Source organism: Kribbella sandramycini, from assembly GCF_013131805.1.
GTDB lineage: Bacteria > Actinomycetota > Actinomycetes > Propionibacteriales > Kribbellaceae > Kribbella > Kribbella sandramycini.
Genome location: NZ_JABJRC010000001.1, coordinates 1,673,918 through 1,698,967 on the forward strand (window position 1 = coordinate 1,673,918; position 25,050 = coordinate 1,698,967).

23 protein-coding genes are annotated in these 25,050 nt (G+C 69.4%); 3 read left to right on the forward strand and 20 right to left on the reverse strand.

Annotated features, from left to right (window positions below; genetic code table 11):
* Positions 1 to 4: 4 nt before the first annotated feature.
* The 11 genes from HPO96_RS07545 to HPO96_RS07595 form a co-directional block, all read right to left on the reverse strand.
* Positions 5 to 1,069, reverse strand: coding sequence for a Gfo/Idh/MocA family protein (locus tag HPO96_RS07545; protein ID WP_171672152.1), 1,065 nt, complete (start codon positions 1,067 to 1,069; stop codon positions 5 to 7).
* A gap of 3 nt (positions 1,070 to 1,072) precedes the next feature.
* Positions 1,073 to 1,927 carry an ATP-binding cassette domain-containing protein gene (locus HPO96_RS07550; protein WP_171672154.1) on the reverse strand — a complete coding sequence of 285 codons (855 nt, stop codon included), beginning with the start codon at positions 1,925 to 1,927 and terminating at the stop codon, positions 1,073 to 1,075.
* Positions 1,924 to 2,970 carry an ABC transporter permease gene (locus tag HPO96_RS07555; RefSeq protein WP_171672156.1) on the reverse strand — a complete coding sequence of 349 codons (1,047 nt, stop codon included), beginning with the start codon at positions 2,968 to 2,970 and terminating at the stop codon, positions 1,924 to 1,926. The genes HPO96_RS07550 and HPO96_RS07555 overlap by 4 nt, the downstream gene beginning before the upstream one ends.
* Positions 2,971 to 2,979: 9 nt before the next feature.
* Positions 2,980 to 3,975, reverse strand: a complete 996-nt coding sequence (locus tag HPO96_RS07560; protein ID WP_171672158.1) for a sugar ABC transporter substrate-binding protein — start codon at positions 3,973 to 3,975, stop codon at positions 2,980 to 2,982.
* Positions 3,976 to 4,055: 80 nt separating this feature from the next.
* A complete protein-coding gene (locus HPO96_RS07565) occupies positions 4,056 to 4,949 on the reverse strand; it encodes a sugar phosphate isomerase/epimerase family protein (RefSeq protein ID WP_171672160.1) in 894 nt (297 codons plus the stop codon).
* A gap of 1 nt (position 4,950) precedes the next feature.
* Positions 4,951 to 6,858 (reverse strand): 3D-(3,5/4)-trihydroxycyclohexane-1,2-dione acylhydrolase (decyclizing), encoded by a 1,908-nt coding sequence (gene iolD / locus HPO96_RS07570; protein ID WP_171672161.1) that lies wholly within the window; start codon positions 6,856 to 6,858, stop codon positions 4,951 to 4,953.
* The gene (gene iolB, locus HPO96_RS07575; RefSeq protein ID WP_171672163.1) at positions 6,855 to 7,784 is read right to left on the reverse strand and encodes a 5-deoxy-glucuronate isomerase; all 930 of its coding nucleotides are present in this window, start codon (positions 7,782 to 7,784) and stop codon (positions 6,855 to 6,857) included. Before iolB ends, iolD begins: the two co-directional genes overlap by 4 nt.
* Entirely contained in the window at positions 7,781 to 8,656 is an 876-nt protein-coding gene (locus HPO96_RS07580; protein WP_337796547.1) for a Cgl0159 family (beta/alpha)8-fold protein, read from the reverse strand. The genes iolB and HPO96_RS07580 overlap by 4 nt, the downstream gene beginning before the upstream one ends.
* A gap of 989 nt (positions 8,657 to 9,645) precedes the next feature.
* Complete coding sequence (gene iolC / locus HPO96_RS07585; RefSeq protein WP_171672165.1) at positions 9,646 to 10,602, reverse strand: 5-dehydro-2-deoxygluconokinase; 957 nt, start codon at positions 10,600 to 10,602, stop codon at positions 9,646 to 9,648.
* 76 nt (positions 10,603 to 10,678) lie between these two features.
* A complete protein-coding gene (locus HPO96_RS07590; RefSeq protein ID WP_171672167.1) occupies positions 10,679 to 11,563 on the reverse strand; it encodes a sugar phosphate isomerase/epimerase family protein in 885 nt (294 codons plus the stop codon).
* A gap of 36 nt (positions 11,564 to 11,599) precedes the next feature.
* Entirely contained in the window at positions 11,600 to 12,586 is a 987-nt protein-coding gene (locus HPO96_RS07595) for a Gfo/Idh/MocA family protein (RefSeq protein ID WP_171672168.1), read from the reverse strand.
* A 126-nt stretch (positions 12,587 to 12,712) separates the two neighbouring features.
* Between HPO96_RS07595 and HPO96_RS07600 the strand changes: the two genes are divergently transcribed.
* A complete protein-coding gene (locus tag HPO96_RS07600) occupies positions 12,713 to 13,450 on the forward strand; it encodes a GntR family transcriptional regulator (RefSeq protein WP_171672170.1) in 738 nt (245 codons plus the stop codon).
* Positions 13,451 to 13,489: 39 nt separating this feature from the next.
* Here HPO96_RS07600 and HPO96_RS07605 read toward each other — a convergent pair whose 3' ends face one another.
* The 7 genes from HPO96_RS07605 to HPO96_RS07635 form a co-directional block, all read right to left on the reverse strand.
* Positions 13,490 to 18,349, reverse strand: coding sequence for an NAD-glutamate dehydrogenase (locus HPO96_RS07605; protein ID WP_171672171.1), 4,860 nt, complete (start codon positions 18,347 to 18,349; stop codon positions 13,490 to 13,492).
* A gap of 131 nt (positions 18,350 to 18,480) precedes the next feature.
* The gene (locus HPO96_RS38020; protein WP_171672173.1) at positions 18,481 to 18,687 is read right to left on the reverse strand and encodes a ferredoxin; all 207 of its coding nucleotides are present in this window, start codon (positions 18,685 to 18,687) and stop codon (positions 18,481 to 18,483) included.
* On the reverse strand, positions 18,684 to 19,871 hold the full coding sequence (locus HPO96_RS07615) for an NADH-ubiquinone oxidoreductase-F iron-sulfur binding region domain-containing protein (protein WP_171672175.1): 1,188 nt from the start codon (positions 19,869 to 19,871) through the stop codon (positions 18,684 to 18,686). The genes HPO96_RS38020 and HPO96_RS07615 overlap by 4 nt, the downstream gene beginning before the upstream one ends.
* 67 nt (positions 19,872 to 19,938) lie before the next feature.
* On the reverse strand, positions 19,939 to 20,415 hold the full coding sequence (locus tag HPO96_RS07620; RefSeq protein ID WP_171672176.1) for a ferric reductase-like transmembrane domain-containing protein: 477 nt from the start codon (positions 20,413 to 20,415) through the stop codon (positions 19,939 to 19,941).
* Positions 20,415 to 21,311, reverse strand: a complete 897-nt coding sequence (locus HPO96_RS07625; RefSeq protein WP_171672178.1) for an FAD:protein FMN transferase — start codon at positions 21,309 to 21,311, stop codon at positions 20,415 to 20,417. The genes HPO96_RS07620 and HPO96_RS07625 overlap by 1 nt, the downstream gene beginning before the upstream one ends.
* Positions 21,308 to 21,532 carry a hypothetical protein gene (locus HPO96_RS07630; protein WP_171672179.1) on the reverse strand — a complete coding sequence of 75 codons (225 nt, stop codon included), beginning with the start codon at positions 21,530 to 21,532 and terminating at the stop codon, positions 21,308 to 21,310. Before HPO96_RS07630 ends, HPO96_RS07625 begins: the two co-directional genes overlap by 4 nt.
* 96 nt (positions 21,533 to 21,628) lie before the next feature.
* A complete protein-coding gene (locus tag HPO96_RS07635) occupies positions 21,629 to 22,129 on the reverse strand; it encodes a MarR family winged helix-turn-helix transcriptional regulator (RefSeq protein WP_171672467.1) in 501 nt (166 codons plus the stop codon).
* An 82-nt stretch (positions 22,130 to 22,211) separates the two neighbouring features.
* Here HPO96_RS07635 and HPO96_RS07640 point away from each other — a divergent pair, with 82 nt between their 5' ends.
* Positions 22,212 to 23,180, forward strand: a complete 969-nt coding sequence (locus HPO96_RS07640; protein WP_171672181.1) for an NmrA/HSCARG family protein — start codon at positions 22,212 to 22,214, stop codon at positions 23,178 to 23,180.
* A 4-nt stretch (positions 23,181 to 23,184) separates the two neighbouring features.
* Here the strand turns inward: HPO96_RS07640 and HPO96_RS07645 are convergent, their stop codons facing one another.
* Positions 23,185 to 24,297, reverse strand: coding sequence for a sugar phosphate isomerase/epimerase family protein (locus HPO96_RS07645; RefSeq protein ID WP_171672183.1), 1,113 nt, complete (start codon positions 24,295 to 24,297; stop codon positions 23,185 to 23,187).
* A 128-nt stretch (positions 24,298 to 24,425) separates the two neighbouring features.
* Positions 24,426 to 24,554: a hypothetical protein gene (locus tag HPO96_RS38980; protein WP_272954515.1), complete on the reverse strand. Its 129-nt coding sequence runs from the start codon at positions 24,552 to 24,554 to the stop codon at positions 24,426 to 24,428.
* A gap of 132 nt (positions 24,555 to 24,686) precedes the next feature.
* Between HPO96_RS38980 and HPO96_RS07655 the strand changes: the two genes are divergently transcribed.
* Positions 24,687 to 25,010 (forward strand): AraC family transcriptional regulator, encoded by a 324-nt coding sequence (locus HPO96_RS07655; protein WP_337796543.1) that lies wholly within the window; start codon positions 24,687 to 24,689, stop codon positions 25,008 to 25,010.
* The last annotated feature ends 40 nt before the right edge of the window (positions 25,011 to 25,050 follow it).

Below are 25,050 nucleotides of genomic sequence, written 5' to 3' on the forward strand. Positions count from 1 at the left end.
AGCTTCAGCCGAGCACGGTGCGGCGGTCGGCAAGATCGACGGCGACGGGCTGCCCGCTGTTCAGCGAGGCGATCCCCGCCTCGCAGACCGCGGCCGCGGCGTAGCCGTCCCAAGCGCTCGGCCCATCGATCTCACCACGACCGACAGCGTCGATCCAGCGCTGGACCTCGATGTCGTAGGCCAGGTCGAAACGGACCCGGAAATCCTCCGGGACGGCGCCGCCCCAGTGGCCGGCGGCCCGAGTGACGACACCGGAGCCGAGCCCGATGGTCGCGCTGCCGCGCTCGGCGACCGCCTCGCAGCGCACCTCGTAGCCGACCTGGAAGTTCACGAAGACCTCGACGTCGGCCATCGCGCCGTTGGCCAGCTCGAACACCGCGAACTGCGGATCGAGGACGCCATCGGGCACGGCGCCGGTCGGCTTCGGCGCGTGCACGGTGATCCGGCTGATCTCGGAGCCGAACAGCCAGCGGGCCACATCGACCTCGTGGACCATCGAATCCCGGACGATCATCTCGCTGCGGAAGCCGGGGCCGTTCGCCTTGTTGCGGTGCACGTTGTGCAGCAGCAACGGCCGGCCGAGCTCCCCGGAGTCGAGCAGCTGTTTGAGCGCGGCGTACTCCGGATCGAAGCGGCGCATGAAACCGACCTGGATCAGCGGTTTGCCGAGTTTGTGCTCGGCCTCGACGACCTGCAGCGAGGACGCGGCGTCCATCGTCAGGGGTTTTTCGCAGAGCACCGGTTTGCCGTGCTCCAGGCAGGCGAACAGCTGCTCCGCATGGGCGAACCCGGGCGAGGCCAGGATGACGGCGTCCACCTCCCGGGCGCCGACGAGCTCCAGCGGATCGCCGATCACCCGGACCGCGCCGCCCGCCGCACCGGCCCCGGCTGCCGCCGAGCCGCCGGCCGGGCCTCCACCGGACAGCCGGACCGCGAGCTCCTCGGCGCGGGCGGTGTCCGGATCCGACACCGCGACCAGGCGCGCGCCGGAGATCCGCCGGACGATCCGCTCGGCGTGATCGGCGCCCATGGCGCCCACCCCGACGATGCCGATCCGCAGATCGCTCATTCCTTACTCCTTCTCCCCTGCTGGGTTCTCGTCCTGGGCGCCGGGCGCGAGGTCGCGCAGCTCGTGGCTGAGCGCCTCGAGCTCGGACCCGCCGGCCATCTCGGTGGTCAGCTGCTCCAGCGTGATGTCGGCGCGGTGCGTGTCCAGCGCGACGCGACCGAGTTTGAGCACAACGAAGTGGTTGCCGACCAGGTAGGCGTGGTGCGGGTTGTGGGTGATGAAGATGACGCCGATCCCGGCGTCCCGCGCCTTCACGATGTACTTCAGCACCACACCGGACTGGTTCACGCCGAGCGCCGCGGTCGGCTCGTCGAGGATCAGCACCTTGGCGCCGAAGTGGATCGCACGGGCGATCGCGACGCACTGCTTCTGCCCGCCGGACAGCTTGCCGACCGGCTGCTCCAGGTTGGGGATCGAGATCCCCATCTTGGTCAGCTCCTCCTGGGCGATCCGCTTCATCGCCGCGACGTCGAGCTGTTTGAACGGGCCCTTGGTGAGCTCGTTACCGAGGAAGAAGTTCCGCCAGACCGACATCAGCGGCGCGAGCGCCAGATCCTGGTAGACGGTCGCGATCCCGCTGTCCAGCGACTCGCGCGGTGAGGAGAAGTGCCGCTCCTCGCCGTTCACCGACATCCGGCCCGAGGTGTAGTCGTGCAGACCGGCGACGATCTTGATCAGCGTCGACTTGCCGGCGCCGTTGTCGCCGAGCACGCAGGTGATCTCGCCCTGCCGCACGGACAGCGAGACACCGCGCAGCGCGTGCACGTTGCCGTAGCTCTTGCCGACCTCCTCCAGCAGGACGATCGGCGTGTTCGGGCTGGTGGCCGCCTCGTCCGCGAAGCTCTGCGTGGTGCTCATCGTGCCTCCGCCTTGCTCCGGACGACCAGGTTGACGATCGTGGCCAGCAGCAACATCACGCCGAGGAACGCCTTGAACCAGTCCGCGTTCCAGCCGGCGTAGACGACGCCGAGCTGCACCATGCCGAAGATCAGCGCGCCGACCGCGCCGCCGACCACCGAGCCGTAGCCGCCGGTCAGCAGGCAGCCGCCGACCACCGCGGCGATGATGTAGAGGAACTCCTTGCCGACGCCCTCACCGGACTGGACGACGCCGTTCTGCACGAACAGCAACTGCATCCCGGTGAACCAGGCGAAGAAGCCGACCGTCATGAACAGCCCGATCTTCACCTTCTTCACCGGGACGCCGACCGCCCGCGCGGCCGCCGCGTCGCCGCCGACGGCGAAGATCCAGTTACCGATCTGGGTCTTCAGCAGCACCCAGGCGGCGATCGCCACGAACAGGATCCACCAGACGATGATGATCTTGATCGTGATCCCGCCGAGTTTGAACTCGGAGGCGAACACGGCCTTCGCGGCGCCGAACCCGTCCATGTCGCTGATCGAGTTCGACGCGACGGCGCCCGAGGTGAGCCGGGTGACGGCGAGGTTCACGCCTTGCAGGATGAAGAAGGTGCCCAGCGTCACCAGGAAGCTGGGCAGCCCCGTCCGCATCAGCAGCCAGCCGTTGAAAGCGCCGACGGCGACCGAGACGACCAGCGCCAGCAGGATCCCGGCCCAGACGTTCAGGCTGAGCTGGTAGGCGAAGATGCCGGCGGTCAGCCCGGACGTCGTCACCGCGACCCCGGCCGACAGGTCGAACTCGCCGCCGATCATCAGCAGTGCGACCGGCACCGCCATCACCCCGATCAGCGCGGCGCCGTACAGGATCGTGCCGGTGTTGTTGATATCGCGGAACGGCGGTGCGGCGATCAGGAAGAACACCAGGATGACCGCCGCGCCGACCAGCGAGCCGATCTCGGGCCGGCTGAGCAGCCGGGCACCGACGGACCGGGCGGCGACCCGGTCGTCCGCGGTGGCGGGTGAGGTGATGGTGGATGCCATGCCGCTACCTCAGCGCGTCCCGGCGGCGGCGTACTTCTCGACGGCGTCGATATTCGACTTGTCGATGAAGGCCGGCCCGGTCAGGGTCGCCTCGCCACCGCCGATGGTGTCGCCGTTGGTCTTGTAGAGCCAGAGCGCGTCGATCGCCAGGTAGCCCTGCAGGTACGGCTGCTGGTCGACGGCGAACTGGACCGTGCCGTCCTTGACCGCCTTGGCCATCTCCTTGCTCATGTCGAAGCTGCCGATCTTGGCCGCCGAGCCGGCGTCCTTGGCCGCGGTGACGGCGGTCAGCGCGATCCCGGCGTTCAGCGCGACGACGTAGTCCGCGGCCTTGTCCTGCTGCAGCTTCGAGGTCAGCGTCGCCTGGGTGGCTGGCTGGTCGGTGCCGTTGACGTTCACGTTCTCGACGGCGCCGAGCCGGTCCTTGATGCCCTGGCAGCGGGCCTCCAGGCTGACGTTGCCCTGCTCGTGGATGACGCAGATGACCTTCTTGGCGCCGAGCTGCTTGAGCTTGTCACCGGTCGCCTGGCCGGCGATCCGCTCGTCCTGGCCGAAGTAGCCGACCGCGCCGGTGCTCTTCCAGCTGTCCAGCCCGCCGTTCAGGATGGTCACCGGGATCCCCGCCGCGACGGCCTTCTTGACGTTCGGGATGACGGCGTCCGGCTTGCTCAGCGTGACGGCGATGCCGTCGACCTTGGCGTCGATCGCCGTCTGCACCAGGTTGGCCTGGGCGGCGCCGTCGGGGTCGGAGGAGTACTGCAGCTCGACGTTGTCCTTCTTCGCGGCCACCTCGGCGCCGCGCCGGACGATGTCCCAGAAGGTGTCGCCGGGACCCGAGTGGGTGATCAGCGCGACCTTCATCCGCGGCGTGTCGGCGACCCCGCTGCCGCTGCCGCCCGAACCCTGCTCCTCCTGCTTGCCCCCGGAGGAACTACATGCGGCCAGCGCCGCGGCGAGCGTGAGCACCGCGCCCGCGGCCACCGCCTTCTTGTGCCACCGAACCATGACTCCAACCAGCCTTTCGAGTGATCCGCGGCCGTTCCGCGGGTTTGGGTTGGGACCAGCGAGTCTCACACTGCTGGCCGTCACAGCGATACGCCACCCCCGTGGGATCTCAGATAGGCCGCGGTCCGCGCCGCGATCGGCAACGGCGCCTCCGGCGGGCACGGATACATGTCCTGCTCGACGATCGCGAACAGGTCGACGCCGAGCGCGGCCAGCTCGTCGAGCAGCGGCGGGAACTCCGGGATGCCGGCCGGCGGCTCGGCCATCACGCCCCGCTCGATCGCCTGGTCGAAGCTCAGCTCCTGCCCCTCGATCGCGGCCAGGACATCGGGATTCACCTGCTTGAGGTGCAGGTAGCCGATCCGGCTCGGGTACTTGCGGATCAGCTCCAGGTTGTCACCGCCGCAGTAGCTGATGTGGCCTGTGTCGAGGCACAAGCTCACCTGCTCGGGGTCGGTCTCCTCGAGGAACCGCTCGACCGTGTGCTGGTTGTCGATATGACCGTCGGCATGTGGGTGGTACTGCAGGCGGACGCCGAACTCCTCGGCGACCCGGCGGCCCAGCTCCGTCACCTGCTTGCCGTGCGCGGCCTGGCCCGCGTGATCGAGCCGCTCCTCGACGATGCTGCCATCCGCGTCCCGCCACATCGACGGCATCACGACCAGATGCTTCGCGCCCATCGCGGCCGCCAGCTCGGCAGTCGGCGCGACACCCTGCCACGTCGACTCCCAGCCGTCGGGCCGGTGCAGCTGCTCGAACGTCGTCCCGGCGGTCATCGTCAGGCCTCGCTGGTCGAGCTCTGCCTTGAGCTGTTGCGGATCGGTCGGCAGATAGCCGTAGGGCCCGAGCTCGATCCGCCGGTAGCCGGCCGCGACGACCTCGTCGAGGAACCGCGCCCACGGCGTCTGCTGCGGATCGTCGGCGAACCAGACTCCCCAGGAGTCGGGCGCCGTACCGACGTTGATCGCGCCCATGTCAGCCCTCCGCGGGGGTGACGTAGGGCTGCTGGGCCTTCTTGCTCTGCTCGTACGCCGCGGCGGCGGCCTGCGTGCTCGGCAGCTCGGAGACCTCGCTGACCGGGACGTCCCACCAGGAGTCGCTGTCGGGGGCGCCGATCAGCGGATCGGTGGTGACATGGATCGCGATCGGGCCGGTCGCGGCCTTCGCCGTCGCGATGGCCTTCGCCAGCTCATCGCGGCTGTGGACGTCGAGCACCTCGATGCCGAAGCTGCGGACGTTGGCCGCGAAATCGACCGGGAGGTAGTCGCCGTCGAGCCGGCCGTCGCCGGTGCGTTTGCGGTACGCCGTCCCGAAGCGCTGGGAGCCGAGGGACTCCGACAGCGCGCCGATCGAGGCGAAGCCGTGGTTCTGCACCAGGACGACGATGACCTTCAGGTTCTCCTGGACGGCGGTGGCGAGCTCACTGGACATCATCAGGTACGACCCGTCGCCGACCATGACGAACACGTCGCGATCGGGCGCGCCGAGGCGGACGCCGAGACCGCCGGCGATCTCGTAACCCATACAGGAGAAGCCATATTCGACGTGGTATCCCTTCGGATCGCGGGTCCGCCAGAGTTTGTGCAGGTCGCCGGGCATCGATCCGGCCGCGCACACCACCACATCAGATGCCGCCGACAATTCGTTGACGGCGCCGAGGACCTGGCCCTGGGTGAGCAGTCCGTCGGCGAGTTTCCCGGTCACCTCGGCCGGGGGGTCGTAATGGGCCGAAACAATTCCGTCCCAGTTCCTTGAAAGTTCCGCCGCGTGCGACGTGTACTGGTCGTCGACGGACCAGTCGCCGAGCGCGGAGCCCAAGGAAACAAGGGCTTCTCGCGCATCCGCCACGAGAGGAAGGCCGCCATGTTTGGCACTGTCGAAACGCGCCACGTTGACGTTGACGAACTTCACCCCAGGGTGCTGGAAGGCGGTCCGGGAGGCCGTCGTGAAGTCGCTGTAGCGGGTGCCTATCCCGATCACCAGGTCGGCTTCGCGGGCCAGCGCGTTCGCCGCGGTGGTCCCGGTCGAGCCGACCGCGCCCATCGACTGCGGGTGGTCGTAGCGCAGCGATCCCTTACCAGCCTGGGTTTCCGCGACCGGGATACCGCTCCGCTCGGCGAACGCCCGGAGCGCGTCCTCGGCGCCGGAGTAGTGCACACCGCCGCCGGCGACGATCAGCGGCCGCTGCGCGGACCGTAGGAGATCTACCGCCTTGTCGACAATTGATGCTTCCGGCAACGGGCGCGCGACGTACCAGGTGCGCTCGGCGAAAAGCTCCTCGGGCCAGTCGTAGGCCTCGGCCTGCACGTCCTGCGGCAGCGCCAGCGTGACCGCGCCGGTCTCGACCGGATCGGTCAGCACGCGCATGGCGTTCAGCAGGGCCGACGGCAGTTGCTCGGGGCGCCAGACGCGGTCGAAGTACTTCGAAACCGGGCGGAAGGCGTCGTTCACCGAGACGTCGCCGGCGCCGAAACTCTCCAGCTCCTGCAGCACGGGCGTCGCGACCCGGGTTGCGAACACATCCGAAGGGAGGATCAGCACGGGGAGCCGATTGATCGTGGCCAGCGCCGCGCCGGTCACCATGTTGGTCGAGCCTGGGCCGACGCTTGCCGTGCAGGCGTAGGTCTGGAGCCGGTCACGGGTGCGGGCGAAGGCGGTGGCTGTGTGCACCATCGCCTGCTCGTTGCGGGACAGGATGTACGGGAGCGCCGTCGGGTCCTGCAGCTCGGCCTGGAGCAGCGCCTGGCCGACACCGGCGACGTTGCCGTGGCCGAAGATGCCCAGGGCGCCGGCGATCAGGCGCTGACGGACGCCGTCCCGCTCCGAGTACTGGACGCTCAGGAATCGCACCAAGGCCTGCGCGACCGTGAGACGCACCGTCATGACTGATCTCCTTCAGAAAGCTCGGCAGAGCCGTCCGGCCGGGCGGCTTCGAAAGGCAGACGCGGGTCGAGCTGCTGACTCGGCCACAACTCACGAACCCAGCCGTGCTGGGGGTCGTCGGTGATCAGCCACTCGCGCTGAGCGCCGGGGCCGGCCATCACATTCAGGTAGTACATGTCGTAACCAGGAGGCGCCATCGCCGGACCATGCCAACCATGCGGTACCAGGACCAGATCGCCGTTGCGGACCTCCGCGAGGACGTCGATCGGCCGGTCCGCCGTGCCGTAGACCCGCTGGTAGCCGATCGGGTCGTTGCCCTTGACACCTTCAGGGGCGGCGTCGGAGAGCTGGAGCTCGAAGTAGTAGATCTCTTCGAGCACGCTTTCCTTACCAGGCTTGTGCTCGTCGTGTTTGTGCGGCGGGTACGACGACCAGTTCCCGGCCGGGGTGAGGACCTCACAGGCGATGATCGAGTCGGCTTCGAGGACACCCGGCGTACCGAAGTTGCGCACCTGGCGTGAGGAGACCCCGGCGCCGCGCAGCTCGGATTCCACTTGTTCGACACCGATCCGCCGGAAGGGGTACTCGTTGGCGGCTTTTGCGTGCGGGAAGGCGATGCGGGCTCCGCCGGCGCTGGTGACCGCGACCGTGGTGCCGCGCGGGACGTACGCGAAATCGGTCGGGCCGGCGAACACGTCGGCGCGGCCGCCGAGCGGGAGCTTCGCACCGTCGACGATCACCTCGGCCGATCCGCTGAGCGGCAGGACGAGGTACTCGCAGTCGTCAGTGTCGAACTCGATCGTCTGGCCGCGGTCGAGGGTGGCGACGTACAGGCCGGTGTATTCCCAGTCCTGCTCGCCAGGGGTGACCGCGACGTCGAAGCCGTCGCGGGACGTCGTACCGGCCGGCCGGAACCACTCGGTCATACGGCTCCTCCGTGAACGAGAGCGGCGGCTTGATCGACGGCGTACGCGACATCGCCGTCCGGCGGGAAGAGCAGGGCGCGGCCGACGACCAGGCCGCGGACGGCCGGGAGGGTCAGGGCTTTACCCCAGCGTGCATAGGTTTCTTCGGGGGCGACCGTGGGGTCGCCGCCGAGCAGCAGAGTCGGGAGGGTGGTGGCATCCATGACACGTTCGAGTTCGTCGACGACCGGGAGTTTGAGCCAGGTGTAGGCGCTGGTCGCGCCGAGACCGGCGGCGATGTGCACCGACTTGATCACCGAGTCGGCGTCGAGCACGTTCGTCACCCGGCCGTCGGTGCGGGTCGACCAGAACGGCTCGACCATCGCCATCAGTTTGTGCTCGGCCAGCTCGGTGACGGCCTTCGCGCTCGCTTCGAGGGTGGCGACCGTGCCGGGGTCGTCCAGGTCGATCCGGGTCAACATCTTGCCGCCGTCGAGACGGCGGGTCGCCAGATCGTCCGCACACCCGTACGCCGTGAAGCGGTCGTCCAGCTCGAACGCGGCGCCCTGCAGGCCGCCACGGTTCATCGAGCCGATGACAACCTTTCCCTCCAACGCCCCAAGGAGCAGCAGATCCTCCAACACATCAGGCGTCGCCAGTACGCCGTCGACCCCAGGCCGCTCCAGCGCCGTCACCAGTCGCTCGATCAACCCGGGCCGGCTCCCCATCGCGAACCGATCGTCGCGGACCCCCAGCGCTCCGCGCGCCGGATGGTCGGCCGCCACGATCAGCAGCCGTCCGTCAGCCCCCACCAGCTCCCGGGTCCGCCGCCGTTGCCAGGCCTCCGCAACCCGCTCCGGCCAGCGCACCCGAATCTCAGTAAGCTCCCCCACCCGTTCCCGAACCCCACTCCCCCAAAGCACCCCAGGCGCCTCCACAACCTGCTGCGCAGCCTGTTCAACCGGCCGCGGCCGTCCCCCCTCCGTAGCCGGATGCCAGCCCACAACCCGCTCACCCCCCACAGGCACCTGAGCCTCAACCGTCACCTCGCCAACCTCTCCTACCTGCCAAGGCGCCTGCACAACCCCCGCCACCTCAGCACCCGGCACAACAGCTCGCCCATGCGACGGGCCGGCCTGCACGTCACCCGAACCCACGGTCGGCGCTGCAGCCTGCTCAGCCGCTGTGTGCGTGCCCGCGGGCACCTCGTCGGCGTGCGCCGCTGGGTCCGCAGCCTGCTCAGCTGCTGCCCGCGCGTTCATCGTCACCTCCTCGGCGTTCACCGCAGTCTCCGCAGCCCCTTGCTGCCAAGGCGCCTGCGCGATCACGGTCACCTCATCAGGATCAGTCGCTTGTCGGGCGTCCGCCGGCTGAGCAGGTGCCTGCGCGATGACTGTCACCTCGTCGGGGTCGACGGCAGGTCCTGCGGGTGCTTGGGCGATAACTGTTACGTCGTCGGGGCCGACCTGCGCCGGGGGTGGCGAGGTCGGCACGAGGACGGTTTCGTCGTCGGCGCCCGCGGTTGGCGGGGCGGTCTGTGGCGGGTTGTTCACTGGCACGACCATCGTGGGCTCGTTCGCCGGGACTGCAACTGTCGCGTCGTTCGTGGGCACAACGGCCGTGGGGTCGTCGGGCGCCGGATAGTTGCCTCGGGCCACGACTGTCGGGTCGTTGGGGCCGGGCGGACGCCGGTTGGCGGACACTTCGTGGACCGCCTGGCCCACGACCACGGTTGGGTCGGTGGGGCTTACTGGGCGGCGGTGGGCGGCTGTCGGGTCGGTTGGGCTTGGCTCGGGTTCCGGCCGGCCTGCCGCCACGGTTGGCTCGTCGGGGGTGGGGGTGGGGCGGCGGATGGGGAGGGGTTGGCGGGAGTCGGAGTTGGTCATGCTTCGGCTCCCATGGTGGTGAGGACCTCGGCGGTGGTGGGCATGGCGGTGGAGCATTCGAGACGGCCGGCGACGATGGCGCCGGCGGTGTTGGCGAAGCGGATGATCTTCTCCAGGGGCCAGCCGGCGAGCAGGCCGTGGCAGAGGGCGCCGCCGAAGCCGTCGCCGGCGCCGAGGCCGTTGACCACCTCGACCGGGTGCGGTGGGACCTCGACGCGTTCGTCGCGGGTGCGGGCGAGGGTGCCCTTGGGGCCTTGTTTGACGACTGCGAGCTCGAGGCCGCGGTCGAGCAGCGCCTGGGCCGCCTTGTCCGGATCGGTCTCGCCGACGGCCACCTCACACTCCTCACGGTTGCCGACGGCAACTGTGCAGTGCTCGAGCGCCCGGCTCACCTGCGCGTGCGCCTGGGTCGGGTCGGCCCAGAACATCGGCCGGTAGTCCAGATCCAGCACGGTGATCGCGGCACCCGAGCGGCCGCGGCGGCCGCGCGCCTCCCAGGCGGCGAAGTGCGCGGACCGCGACGGCTCGTCGGACAGTCCGGTCACCGTGGACCAGTAGATCCGCGCGTCCGCGATCGCGTCCAGGTCGAGCTCGTCCGGGTTGATGACGAGATCCGGCGCCTTCGGGAACCGGTAGAAGTACAGCGGGAAGTTGTCCGGCGGGAAGATCTCGCAGAAGGTGATCGGCGTCGGCAGCCCGTCCACCGGCGCGACGAACCGGTCGTCGACGCCGAGGTCGCGCAGCGCGCTGTGGATGAACGTGCCGAACGGGTCGTTCCCGGTCCGGCTGATCACCGCGGCCTTGCGGCCGTGCCGGGCCGCCGCGACGGCGACGTTCGTGGCGCTGCCGCCGAGGAACTTCCCGAACGACGTCACGTCCTCGAGATGCGTCCCGGTCTGCAGCGGGTACAGGTCGACCCCGATCCGCCCGATCGTCAGTACGTCGTCCGCCATCAGTCTCCCCGTCTCGAACCGAACCTTGCCGAACCCATCAGCGCCGAACTCATCTGCGCCGAACCCGACCGCAAACTCATCCCACCGTCTCCGCGATCGCCAGCAGATGCGCGATACTCACCCGGACGTCGACCACCGGCCCTTCGTCGGCCGGCCGCTCCGGCAGGATCGTGTCCTGCTCCAGCACGTACCAGCCGGCGTACCTGGCCGCCTCCAGCGTCCCGACGATCGCGCCGAGATCGATGTCCCCGTGTCCCAGCGGCCGGTACATCCCCTGCCGCACCGCGTCGGTGTAGCTGACCTCACCGGCCTGGACCTTCGCGGCCCAAGCGGCGTCGACGTCCTTCAGATGCGTGTGCTTGATCCGATCGGTGTACGCGAGCGTCAGCGCGACCGGGTCGACGCCGCCGATCAGCAGGTGACCGGTGTCCAGCGTGAGCCCGATCGACGAGCCGCGCAGGACGCGATCGACGTCGTCCGCGTTCTCGACCATCGTCCCGACGTGCGGGTGGATCGTCGCCAGGACGCCGCTCTCGGCGGCCAGCGCGGACAGCTTGTCCAGGTTGGCGAGCAGCGTGCTCCAGCCGTTCTCGTCCAGCACCGGCCGGTCGTCGTACCCCTCCTGACCCGTCGCCGCGGCCAGAACCAGCGTGCTCGCACCGGCGGCCACGAAGCCCTCCAGCGCCGCGGCGACCTCGGGCGCCGGGTCGTGCGCCGGATCGTGCAGGACGACGGGCACGAACCCGCCGACCGCGCGCAGGCCGACGTCCGCGAGCGTCTTGGCCTTCTCCGCCGGGTCGACCGGCAAGAACTCGTCCGGACCGAACTCGGTCGCGGCGAGCCCTACGGCCCGCATCTCGGCCAGCACCGTCGCGGCGTCGTACTGGTAGCCCCAGCCGGGAACCTCGCAGACGCCCCAGGAGATCGGAGCGCCGGCGATCCGGGCAGCCAGGTCAGTCATCGAGCACAGTCTCCTCTATCGCAGAAGTGAGTTCGGTCAGAGTGTGACGACACGGTTCTCGTGCCGGGAGAGTTCGCAGGCGTCGGCGATCCGGAACGCCGCCAGCGCGTCGCGGACCGTGCACGGTACGTCGCGCGTACCCGCGGCGACCTCGGTGAAGGCGGTCAGCTCGGCGACGTACGCGGGCTGGAAGCGGTCCATGAAGGTCAGGTGCGGCGGACCGCCGGGGAAGCTGACGCCGGGCTCGGCCGAGCGCAGCGCGGTGTGCTCGTCGAGGCCGATGGCGATCGACCCGAGGCTGCCCTGCAGCTCCATCCGGACGTCGTGGCCCGCGCCGTTGTACCGCGTCCCGCTGACCTGGACGAAGGTGCCGTCGTCCAGGGTGAGCAGCGCGGCGGCGGAGTCGACGTCGCCGTACTCGCCGAAGAACGGCTCGCCGCGGTTGGCGCCGGTCGCGTACACACTGACGATCTCGCGGCCGGTGACGTACCGGACGGCGTCGAAGTCGTGGACGCTGCAGTCGCGGAAGAAGCCGCCGCTCTGCGGGATGTACTCCTGATGCGGCGGAAATGCGTCGTTCGTGTTCGCGCGGATGTGATGCACGAAGCCGAGCTCGCCGGACACGACCGCCGCCCGCGCGGCCTGGTAGCCGGCATCGAAGCGGCGCTGGAACCCGATGTGCACCGGCACGTCGTGCGCCTCGACCAGATCGACGACGCGCTGCGTCTCGGCCAGGTCGAGCGCGACCGGCTTCTCGCAGAACGTCGGTACGCCGGCCGCGACCCCGGCGGCAATCAGCTCCGCATGGGCGCCGGTGGCGGCGGCGATGACGAACCCGTCGAGCCCGCTCGCGAGCAGGGCCGGGACGTCCGCCGCGAACTCGAGGCCGAGCTCCTTCGCGACCGCCTCGGCCCGGCTCGGGTCCGCGTCGGCGACGACCACCTGGTCCACCGCCGGTAACGCCTTCAGGGTCGAGGCGTGGAACGCGCCGATCCGCCCGACCCCGACCAACCCGATCCGCATGCGTGTGCCCTCTTTCGTCGTCCGCGACCACCGTCAGCTTTGCTGGCCGCGGAGGCAGGTGTCAATAGTTTGTTAACACATTCGCACGTCGCGACATACATACCTCGTTCCTGTAACATCCGCCGCATGGCCACCCTGCCGATCAGCATCGATCGGACGAGCCCGGTGCCGCTCTACCACCAGCTCGCCGAGCAGCTGACCGCTGCCGTGAACGAGGGCACGCTGCGCCCGGGCGACCCGTTCGAGAACGAGATCGCGATGTCGGACCGGCTCGGGCTCTCCCGGCCGACCGTCCGGCGGGCCATCTCCGAGCTGGTCAACAAAGGGCTGCTCGTTCGCCGCCGCGGGATCGGCACCACGGTCGCCAACCGGATGGTGCACCGCAAGGCCGAGCTGACCAGCCTGTACGACGACCTGATCCGCGAGGGCCGCACGCCGCGGACCGACGTCCTCGCGCTCACCTTCGACGCGCACGACGAGCGCGCGGCGGAGATGCTCGGCCTCCCGGCCAACACCCCGCTGGTCTCGATCGTCCGCCTGCGCTACGCCGGCGACCAGCCGCTCGCCATCCTGCGCAACTGGCTCCCCCCGGCCCTCGACGACCTCACCGTCGACGACCTCGTCCGCGACGGCCTGTACGCCGTCCTCCGCGCCCGCGGCATCCGCCCCACCGTTGCCCGCCAGCGCATCGGCGCCCGCAATGCCACCGCCGAAGAGCGCCGCACCCTCCACATGTCCAAAGCCGAGCCGCTGGTCACCATGACCCGCTCCGCCTACGACGCCGATGGAGCCCCCGTCGAATACGGCAGCCACTGCTACCGAGCCGACCAGTACTCCGTAGACGTCCTGGTCTCCGAACGCTGACCGCGCGGGTGGGCCTGCTCGCCCACCCGCGGTCAGGGCTCAGGCTTGGTTGGCCAGAAGGGTTCGCACCAGACGCAGGCCGACGGAGAGGTGCGCCAGTTCGGGGCCTTCGGTGTCGACGATCTCCTCGAGCATGGTGGCGGCTCGGGAGAGGGCGGTGGCGTTCTGGTCCTGCCAGGCGATGACTCGGGATTCCGGGTCCTCGGCGGCTTCGGTGGTGGCCAGGACCTGCCGGGTGAGGCGGGCGTGGACGGCGTGCAGGTCGTCGCGGAGGGCGGCCCGGGCCATGGTCTGCCAGCGGTCGGTGCGGGGCAGGCCGATGATGCGCTCGAGGAAGAGGCCCAGCTGGAGGCGCTCGTTGAGCGCGAAGTGCACCTTGGCGACCTCGAAGATGTCCAGGCCGTCGGCGGACGCCGTCTCAACGATCCCGAGGCCCGCGTACGCCGGGGGCAGGATCGCGATGCTGGTCGCGACGTCGACCGGGACGCCTTGTTCCACCAGTGATTCGCGCCGGTGCTCGAACAGCGCGAGCTCGCGGCCGCGGAGCAGCTCGGGCAGGGCAGCGGTCAGCTTGGTGATGCCGGGAGCGAAGTACTCGATCAGCTCCTGGATGTCGACCGGCGGGCGCCGGTTGCTGACCAGCCAGCGGGTGGCGCGTTCGACGAGCGTCCGGGTCTCGAGCCGCATGTGGGTCTGGGTCGCGGCGTCGACGACGTTGTCCAGGTCGGCGTTCGCGGACAGCAGCTCGGGCTGCGCGAAGATCCGCGAGGCGGCCAGGTTCGCGCGGACGACGTCCTCGACCGAGCCGCCGGTCTCCAGCGAGAGCCGGTGGAACGCCGTGATCCCGGACGTGTTGACGAACTCGTTCACGACCTGCGTCGTGATGATCTCGCGCCGCAGCTGGTGGGACTGGATCTGATCGGCGAACCGCTCCTGGATCGCCTGCGGGAAGTACGACGCCAGCTTGTGCCGGAGGAACGGGTCGTCGGGTAGCGAGGTCTTCAGCAGCTCCGCGTCGAGCACGATCTTGGTGTACGCGATCAGCACCGACAGCTCCGGCGACGTCAGCCCGCGCCCGTCCGCCTTCCGCCGCTTGAACTCGGCGACACTCGGCAGGAACTCGAGCTCGCGGTCGAGCAGCTCCTGCTTCTCCAGCCGGCGGACCCAGTCCTGGTGGACGTGCATCAGCGCCGGCGCCTGCGCGGCCGCGTTGGCCAGCGCGACGTTCTGCCGGTAGTTCGACTTCAGCACCAGCCCGCCGACCTCGTCGGTCATCGAGGCGATGATGTCGTTGCGCTGCTTCTCGGTCAGGTCGCCGTCGGCGACCACCTTGTCGAGCAGGATCTTGATGTTCACCTCGTGGTCGGAGGTGTCCACGCCGGCCACGTTGTCGATGAAGTCGGTGTTGATCCGGCCGCCGGCCGCGGCGTACTCGATCCGGCCGAGCTGGGTGAAGCCGAGGTTGCCGCCCTCACCCACCGCCTTGGCGCGCAGCTCGCCGCCGTTGATCCGGATCGCGTCGTTGGCCTTGTCGCCGACATCGGCGTTCGACTCGGACTCGGCCTTGACGTAGGTGCCGATCCCGCCGTTCCAGAACAGGTCGACCGGCGCCTTCAGGATGGCGTTCATCAGCTCGGCCGGCGTCAGCGTCGCGGGAGAGCCCTCGATACCGAGCGCTTCGCGGATCTCGGCCGAGACCGGGATCGCTTTGTCGGTCCGCGGGTAGATACCGCCACCGGCCGAGATCAGCGCGGTGTCGTAGTCGGCCCACGAGGAGCGCGGCAGGTCGAAGAGCCGCCGGCGCTCGGCGTACGACGATGCGGCGTCCGGCGCCGGGTCGAGGAAGATGTGCCGGTGGTCGAACGCGGCCACCAGCCGGATGTGCTCCGACAGCAGCATCCCGTTACCGAAGACGTCACCGGACATGTCGCCGACGCCGACCACGGTGAAGTCGGCGTTCTGGCAGTCGTGGCCCATCTCGCGGAAGTGCCGCTTGACCGACTCCCAGGCGCCGCGGGCGGTGATCCCCATCGCCTTGTGGTCGTAGCCGACCGACCCGCCGGACGCGAACGCGTCACCGAGCCAGTGGCCGTACTCCTTGGCGACGCCGTTCGCGATATCCGAGAACGTCGCCGTCCCCTTGTCCGCCGCGACGACCAGGTAGGCGTCGTCGCCGTCGTACCGAACCACCTGCGCGGGCGGAACCACCGAACCGCCGACGATGTTGTCGGTGATGTCGAGCAGCCCGGAGATGAAGGTCTTGTAGGACGCGATCCCCTCGGCCTGCCACGCGTCGCGATCGACCGACGGATCCGGCAGCTGCTTGGCGTAGAACCCGCCCTTCGCGCCGACCGGCACGATCACCGAGTTCTTCACCATCTGCGCCTTGACCAGGCCGAGCACCTCGGTCCGGAAGTCCTCCCGCCGGTCCGACCAGCGCAGACCGCCGCGGGCGACGGCGCCGAAGCGCAGGTGCACGCCCTCGACCCGTGGCGAGTAGACGAAGATCTCGTACTTCGGCCGCGGCTGCGGCAGATCCGGGATCGCCTTCGGCTCGAGTTTCAGCGAGATGTAGCTGCGCGGCGAGCCGTCGGCGGCCGGCTGGAAGTAGTTGGTCCGCAGCGTCGCCTTCATCACGGTCAGGTATGACCGCAGGATCCGGTCCTCGTCGAGGCTCTGCACGGTGTCGAGGGCGGCCAGGATCTCCTTCTCCAGCAGATCGCACTGGGCGACCCGGTCCGGATCGTCGGCCGCGCCGCGGGCCGGGTCGAAGCTGGCCTCGAAGAGCTGGACCAGCAGGCCGGCCACGTCCACGTGGTTGAGGAAGGTGTTCTCGATGTAGTCCTGGCTGAACGGCGTGCCGCCCTGGCGGATGTAGCGCTGGTACGCGCGCAGGATCGACACCTGCCGCCAGCTCAGGCTGCCGCGCAGAACGAGCGCGTTCAGCTTGTCGGACTCCGCACGCCCCTGCCAGACCGCCTGGAAGGTGTCCGAGAACAGCTGCCGCAGCTCTTCGCGCTCCTCGGACTTCGGCGGCGCCTTCAGCCCGAAGTCGTAGATGTAGACCATGCCGTCGTCGCGGCGGATCTCGTACGGGCGTTCGTCGATCACCTCGACGCCCATGTGGGTCAGATGCGGCAGCACCTGCGACAGCGACAGCGCAGAGCCCGTCCGGTAGACCTTGAAGCGGCGCTCGCCGGCCCACTCCTCCTCGATCGGGCTGTACAGCGACATGGCCAGGCCGTTGTCGGCCGGCAGGCTCTCCAGGACGCCGACGTCCTTCACGGCGACGCGGGCGGCGAAGTCCTCCTTGTAGGCCTCCGGGAACGCGTCGGCGTATCGGCGGGCCAGCGCGGTGACGGCGCCGTCGCCGCCCTGCGCGTGCAGCGCGACGGTGAAGTCGTCCTCCCAGGCGCGGGTCGCCTCGACGACGCGCTGCTCCATCAGCTCCTGGTCGAACTCGCCGACCGTCGTACCGCGCTTCATCCGGACGACGAAGTGGACGCGGGCGAGCACAGACTCGGTGACGTAGGCGGCGTACGTCACGGACTCCGCGCCGATGGCGTCCTTGAGGATCTGCTGCATCTTCAGCCGGACCGCGGTGGTGTAGCGGTCCCGCGGCAGGTAGACGAGGCAGGACAGGTAGCGGTTGTAGACGTCGCGGCGGACGAACAGCTTGACCGCACGACGCTCCTGCAGGTGCAGCACCGAGGTGACGATCGGCAGCAGGTCCTCGACGGGGGCCTGCAGCAGCTCGTCCCGAGGGTAGGTCTCGAGCGCGTCGAGCAGGCCCTTGCCGCTGTGGCTGTTCGGGTCGAAGCCGGTCAGCCGGAACAGCTCCAGCGCCTTGCGCCGCAGCACCGGCACTTGCATGACGCTCTCGGTGTACGCCGTCGACGACAGCAGCCCGATGAAGCGGCACTCGCGGACCGGGTCGCCGTTCGCGTCGAACTGCTTGATACCGACGTAGTCCAGGTAGGTGGAGCGGTGCACGGTGGAGCGCGAGTTGGCCTTGGTCAGGATCATCAGCTTGCGCTCGCGGGCCTTGGCGCTCACCTCGGGCGGCAGCTTGCCGGAGCCGGGCGCCGGGTCCGGCCGGAGGATGCCGAGGCCGGTGCCGGGGACGCCGCGCAGGATGCCCTGGTCGCCCTCCATCGTGAAGTCGTACTCGCGGTAGCCGAGGAAGGTGAAATGCTCGTCGGCGAGCCACTCCAGCAGCTCCTTGGCCTCCTCGACCTCGTTCGCCCCGACGGGCAGGTCGGCGGCGTCGAGGGAGCGGGCGATGCTGACGGCCTTCTCGTGCATCTTCGGCCAGTCCTCGACGGCCTCGCGGACGTCGTGCAGGGCCTTCTGCAGGGCCTCTTCGAGCGCGCGGTGCTCGGCGGCGTCGGCGATCCGCTCCACCTCGAGGTGCATCCAGCTCTCGCGGACCAGGTCGTGCTCGTCGGAGGCGGCGCCGTCCTCGAGCACCTCCTCCAGCGTGCCGGCGACGTCGCGGCGGACGACGAACTGCGGGTGGATCAGCAGCTGGATCTCGAGGTTCCGCTCGGTGATGGCCATCGAGGCGCTGTCGACCAGGAACGGCATGTCGTCGATGACGATCTCGACCACGGTCCGCCCGTTGGCGGACCAGCCGTGCTCCTCCAGCGTCGGGGTGAACACGTGCACCTTCGCGGTGCCCTGCGGCCGGGAGACGGCGGTCTTGTAGTGGTGCCGGGCCGCGCCGAGGCAGTCGGCCGGCTGACGCTGGGCCACGTCCTCGGCGGCGACGTGACGGTAGTAGCGCTCCAGGAAGCGCTTCAGCTTCTCCGGATCGACCGACTTGTCATGCCCATGGGCTCCCGCGGCCACCGCTTTCGCGAGCACATCGGCCTTCTGGACGTCCAGCTTGCTCTGCATTCCCCACCGTCTCCACACGTGACTTCACGGCGCTCTGCACACCGGCCGCACGCCTTTGTGCGGTCACTCAGAGATTAGTCCACCTTTGTCACTGGTGTGATGTCGGGACGGCCCTGTCCGGCGACTGGTCATCAACGGTTAACAGACCTACTCAGACGTAACGCCAGCGCCGGGCAGGCGAGGACTGCGCGGCGCGCATCCGGCCCCTCACCGGCAGTGATCTCACGGCCTCGCAGAACGGGATATCCCCACTCGTCGAGCTCCACCGCAGCCCCCAGCAGCGTCGCGCAGAGCCCGTGTCCGTCGCAGCGGGTCCAGTCGATTTCCAGCCTGCTCACGCCACACCTCCGGGGACCGGCAGGACGCCGAGCACCGGCCGGCCGCAGCCGCCGCCGAGATGCCGCCGGACGTCGTCGTCGAACACCTGGAGCGCCGAGGTCAGGAAGCGGGCGGCGCCGTCCGGGTGCGCACAGGCGCCGCGGCCCGGGATCAGGCCCAGGTGCCGCTGGGCGTCGTACCAGCCGTTGACGTCGCCGTGGAGCAGCCGAGCGAAGTCGTCGACCAGCGAAGCGAGACCAAAGACACACGGGCCGCACTGGCCGGCAGACTGCGCGGACAGCCACTGGGCGACTTGGTACACCTCTCCAAGGGGGCAGGTGGCTGAGCCGAGGGCGACGACGATGCTCGCGCCGTCCAGCGGCACCGGCTGCGACAGCCAGCGGCCGTGGTAGCCGCCGAGTAAGACTGGGCCTGGCTCGGCACCGGCGAACTGGAGGACCGTGTCCAGCGGGATGCCGGTCGGCGTCTCGATGACTCCGGGACGCTGGACGGCGCCGTCGACGGTCAGCAACTGCGTACCGGGAGCCGTACTGAGGCCTGTCGCGGAGAAGCCGCGGGCGCCGAGCCGGGCCAGGACGGCGAGCTGGGCGAAGGTCTCGACGTTCGATAGGAACGTCGGCCGCCGGTGGTAGCCCTGCCGGGTCGGCAGCACCTTACGACCGGGCGGGACGGCCGGACCGCCTTCGAGTGCGCTGAGCACTGCCCGCGCCTCACCGGCGACGAAGCGGTCCGGCGTCTCGGTGACCTCGATCGCGAGCCGGTCGTCGCGCTCCAGGATCGCTTCGCGCATCGATTGGGCCGATTCGGCGTCATGGACGGCGATGAGGACGTGCGGAGCGCCGAGCGCGCGGGCGAGGCCGGTGGCGCCGTCCAGCACGAGGTGCGGCGCCAGCGAGAGGAGCAGTCGGTCCTTGCGGCTCAACGGCTCGCTCTCGGAGCCGTTGACCACTACAGCTTCGACACCGCGGTCGGGGAGGTCGGCCAGCTTGCGGGCAACTGGGAAGGCTGCGCCGCCGCGGCCCTTGAGACCGACCGCCTCGCACAGCTGCTGATAGTTGGCTCGGGTCAGGTCGGGTGGGGCGCCGTGGGTCCAGAGGTGGTTCTGGCGGTCCAACCGGCCACGTTCGACGCCGGCCAGGAGGCGGGCGTCGCCGATCACACTTGTTGCCAGCAACGTCTTCATCGGGCCCTCACCAGGGTGGGTGCGGTGTAGGTACGGGCGCGGTAGATACCGGCTCCTGCGACCGCAACTAGCAGCAAACGGTGATTGCGAGCATCCACGGCGTACCGCGGTCTGTCCCGGCCAAGAGCGCGTGGCCGATGGACAAGAGCCAGCCGACGGAAGCCGCAATGTGGATCGAGCGCCAGTACTTCGCGAACGCGGCGTACTGCGCCAGCCGGCCGCGCGCCGCACCCGCGAGCGTGGCGAGGACGACGCCGTACAGCGCCAGCGCCCCGACAGCCATGGCGAAGGGCCGGTAGCCGGAGCCGAACGGCCAGAGCAGCACGGTCGGGCTGATGTCCACATTGGCGTCCGCGATCACTGCGATGACGTGAGCGGTCAGCAGGACCAGACCGGTGACAGCGGCCGACCTGTGCACGTACTGAAGCCAGAACCGGCGCTCCGGGCTCCGATTGCCGGAGGTGAGGATGCCGACGGCCGCTGCGACGGTGAACATGATCATGGCGACCACTCCGGCCGCGCGAGCGACGTACCAGAGTGTCATCACGCCGCCTCGGTGGACGTCGGCCAGCCGGACAGCTGAGTGACCTCGCCGTCGTCCGCGACCAGGCGGGCCGGGTGCCGCGCCAGAGTCAGTCGACCGAGTGCGGCCTCGCCGGTGGCGACGAGCGCCGTACTGAAGGTGTTGGCCCGCACCGCGCTCGGCGCCCAGACGGACGCCGTCCGCCACGGGCCGTCGGCGGGACGAGCCGTCCGTGGATCGATGATGTGATGCCCGTTCTCCCAGGACCGGGAGATCCGCGTGGAGGTCGCCAGACCGCCGTGCGCGAGGGTCACGAGGACGCCGGACGCACCGGCCCGCTCGGCAACGGTGATTACCCAGGGCTGCGCCGGCTCACCGGCCGCACGGAGGTCACCACCGATCTCGACCAGGACGCCGCAGCCGTAGCGCTTGCTGAGGATGAGGGCCGCACGGTCCGCAGTCCAGGCCTTAGCGGTCGCACCGAGGTCGAGCGTCGCGCCTTCGGGGACGCCGAGCAGCGCGAGCTTGCGATTGAGCTGAACGCCCTGCCAGCCGGGGACCGGCGGCGGCGTACCCAACGGCTGCGGAAACCGGCGGCGGACCGTCTCGATGTCGGCGTCGTAGCCGGCAGCAATGACGGCCGAGCCAACAGTGGGATCGACTGCGCCACCGCTGATCGACGCCGCGACCAGACTGACGTCGACCAGATCGACGAGGAGGCGCGAGACCGGGACCATCGCCCCGGAACGACTGTTGACGGCGGACAGCTCGGAGTCCGGGCGGAAGCGGCTGGCAGCCTTGTCGACCCGGTCCATCAGCGCCTTGAGCTCACCGCAGGCCGCACCGAGCACAGCCGGGTCCTCAACGGTCAGACGGACGCTACAGCTCCAGGCACTCCAGTTTCGCGTGGCACTCATGAGCCGTTGCTCCCGCCCTGTGACGTGGAGCCGGACGGCGCCGATCCGATACCGGGCGAGCTGTCGACGGACGACGTACTGGCCGGCGGGGTTTCGTAGCGAGCGGAGACTACGGCGACAGACAGGCCTGCGGTGCCGATACCGAGGACTGCGGTCGTGGCTGCCGCGACCGAGGCCCGGCGCAGCCAGCGCCGGCGAGGGGATTCGTCTGTGGTGAGCATGTCGCCAGCGTCGCGAAGCGCGCGTCAGCCGCACTCCAAGAGACCCTCAAGTGAGCGTCAAGTTCTGCTGAGAGGTGACTGAGAGAACCTCTCAGGTCAGCAGGTGCCGCGGACCTCCGGCGGGCAGTCGTTCTCCTCGTGACGGCGAATGGTTTCGACCACCTCGTCACCGGCCTTCCCCAGCTCGGCCAACCGCTCCGGACCGAAGACATCGACGAAGAACTCACGGATCCGGGCCGCCTGCTGCGGTGCACAGGCCTCGATCGCGGCCTGCCCCTCCGCGGTGATCACGACCTCCGGATACCGGGCCTGGCAGGCCTCGCGCCGGATCAGCCCGCGCTTCTCCATCCGGGTCAGGTGGTGCGACATCCGGCTCTTCTCCCACTGGGTGGCCCGGCCGAGCTCGAACGCGCGCATCCGCCCGTTCTCCGCCTCGGAGAGGTTGACCAGGATCTCGAAGTCGGACTTGGACAGCCCGAACTCCCGCTGGAGATGCCGCTCCATATGCGTCTCCAGCGTTTTGTTCATCAGCAGGTAGCTCCGCCACGCCTTCTGCTCGTCGTCGTCCAGCCACGGTCCTTTGCCCACGTCGTCCATCATACTCGACCCGGTTGACACATCAACCAGACGAGCTACGATGGTCGAGTTGACACATCAACCCAATCTTTCGGGAGTAGCAATGAGCAAGGTGATCGCGGTCGTCGGAGCCACCGGGGCCCAGGGCGGCGGCCTGGTGCAGGCGATCCTGGACGACCCCGAGCGGGCCTTCACCGTCCGCGCGCTGACACGGAGCGCGCAGTCGGCGTCCGCCCAGGCGCTCGCCGCCCGCGGCGCGGAGATCGTCGAGGCCGACCTGGACGACGAGAGCAGCCTGCGGAAGGCCTTCGACGGCGTGTACGGCGCCTTCGTCGTGACGAACTACTGGGTCGCGCGCACCCCGGCCGAGGAGGCCGCCCGGACCCGCGCCGAGATGGAGCTGCAGCAGGCCGGCAACGCGGCCCGCGCCGCCAAGGACGCCGGCGTCCAGCACCTGGTCTGGTCGACCCTCGAGGACACCCGCGACTTCTTCGGCGACCGCGCCGACGTCCCGGGCCTGGACGACGGCCGCTACAAGGTCCCGCACTTCGACGCCAAGGGCGAGGCCGACGAGATCTTCCGCAGCACCGGCGTCCCCACCACCTACCTGCGCACCACCTTCTACTTCGACGCCTTCCTGAACGGCCTCGAACCCAAACGCGACGCCGACGGCAAGATCACCATCACCTTCCCGATGTCCGACCAGCCGCTCTCCGGCGTCGCCTCCGACGACATCGGCCGCACCGCCCTCGCCATCCTCAAGCGCCCCGACCTGATCGACGAAACCATCAGCATCGCCGGCGCCCACCTCACCGGCCACCAGTACGCCGAACGCCTCGCCGCCACCCTCGGCGAAGAAGTCACCTACAACTCCCCCACCTGGGCCGAGTTCCGCTCCTACGGCTTCCCGATGGCCGTCGAGATGGCCAACATGTTCCAGTTCTACGCCGAGAACAAAGACTTCGCCGGTGACCGCGACCTCGACGCCGTCCGCGCCCTCAACCCCGCCCTCCAGTCGTTCGACACCTGGCTGGAGCTGCACAAGGACGAGTTGAAGGCCCTCGTCAGCTGATCCGTCAGTGGCGGTAGATGGTCAGTTCGGACATGTTGGTGTAGCTGGAGGCGGCGAAGTTCAGGGACTGCGCGGGGATCGCCGTACCGCCGGAAGCGTCGTCGTGCTCCCAGTTCGCGTGGTGGAGGTGCGGTGCGCCGATGGTTTGGAAGAACTGCTGGAAGTTGATGTCGCCGTCGCCGAGCGGGACCATGTCGTGCCCGTCGGGCACAGCGGGGTTGCGGTCGCCGTCCTTGGCGTGGAACAGCGGGAAGCGGGCGGTGCGTGGGGCTACGGTCAGGATCGGGTCGAAGAGGTCGGTCCGCTGGTTGCCTCTCCGATCGGTGTACGTCGTGTGCCTGAAGCGGGCCACGTACGCCCAGTAGATGTCCATCTCGAAGAACACGTAGCGAGGGTCGGCCTGGTCGAAGAAGTACTCCAGCCGGCGCAGCCCGGACGACCGGGTCGGCTTGCCGTTCGCGTCCAAGGGGCCGGTGTCCAGGAGGAAGTCGTAGGCCTCGTGGTGGTTGTGGGTGTAGAGCCGCAGGCCACGCGCCTTGGCTCGCCGGCCCAGCTCGTTCCAGACGTCGGCGGCGGCGTCCCAGTCGGCTTTGTACGCGCTGTTCGTGGGGTCGCCGCCGGTGCCGATGTGCTTCATGCCCAGCTCCTGGGCGATGTCCATCTGCTGCTCGAAGGTGTCCGGGTGGATCTGGGTGTGGGTGCCGTTGGCGACCAGCCCGTTGTCGTCCAGGATCTTGCGAATCTCCTTGGGCGTGATCTGCCGGCCGAGGAGCGCGGTGTTCTGGGTGTAGCCGGCGAACTCGACCTCCCGGTAGCCGATCTCGGCCAGCCGGGCCAGCACGCGCTCGAATCCGTACGGTACGCCGGTGTTGTCCGGCGCCGCGCCGATCCGGTCGCGGACGCTGTACAGGATGATCCCGCGGTTACCGGACGGGATCAGCGGCTCGGCCCGCAGGCCACGACCGTGGCCATGGTCGCCGCCGGTCGCGAACGCCGGAGTTCCGGTGGCCAGAACCGGCAATCCGGCCGCACCGAGCGCGGCAGCTGCGGTCGCGGAGGCCGTGAGGACGTTGCGACGGCTGAATCTGGCCGGAGTCTGCTCTTCCTTCTCGTGCATGAGGGTCGCGCCTTTCGACTGGGCGGGCGGGCGGGAGTCGACGGTGCCAGGTGCTCGTGGAAAACCCTTGCAGAGACGTGCAGAAGTTTCTACGGGACGCGAGCCACTTTCGTGTCGCGCTGCTTGTCCTAGCCCTCCGGGTAGAACAGGAAGAGCGTGCAGCCTTCGGCGGACCGGGGGATGTGGGACGAGCCGGCGGGGGCGTGGATGAAGAAGAGCTCGCGGACGGGAACATCTGTTGCCGAAATCCATTCCATACCGCCATCCTCGGCCGGCGCGGACGACGACCCCAGGGTCAGGATTGTCGTTGAGGAGTACTTTTCTGCCATGAGCGTCCATCGTGTCGTGGCGCTGGTCTCGGCTCCGCAGGCAGCTTCGAGCTCGGCTGCGTGGCCGGCGCCGGATCCGGCACCGGATACGACCTGTGCCTCCAGCTCGTCCGTGCCGACCACGGATCCGCGTACGCCGCCAGGATCGCGCGCCGGATGGTCATGCCGCCACACCGCGAAGGTGGTCAGGTGCAGTATCGCGCCGATGATGAGCCGCCGCCCGGTGAGTCGCTGGGCGCCTTGCTGGACTGGGTTTCCGAGCATCTCGCCGAGCCGATCGGCGTCAATGACCTCGCCGCGCAACTGAACGTCTCGCCGCGGACCCTGGCCCGCCGCTTCAGCGACCAGCTCGGCACGACGCCCGGCCAGTGGCTGCTCGCCTGACCGACCGCGGCGCAGGTGGAACCCACCTGCGCCGCCTGGG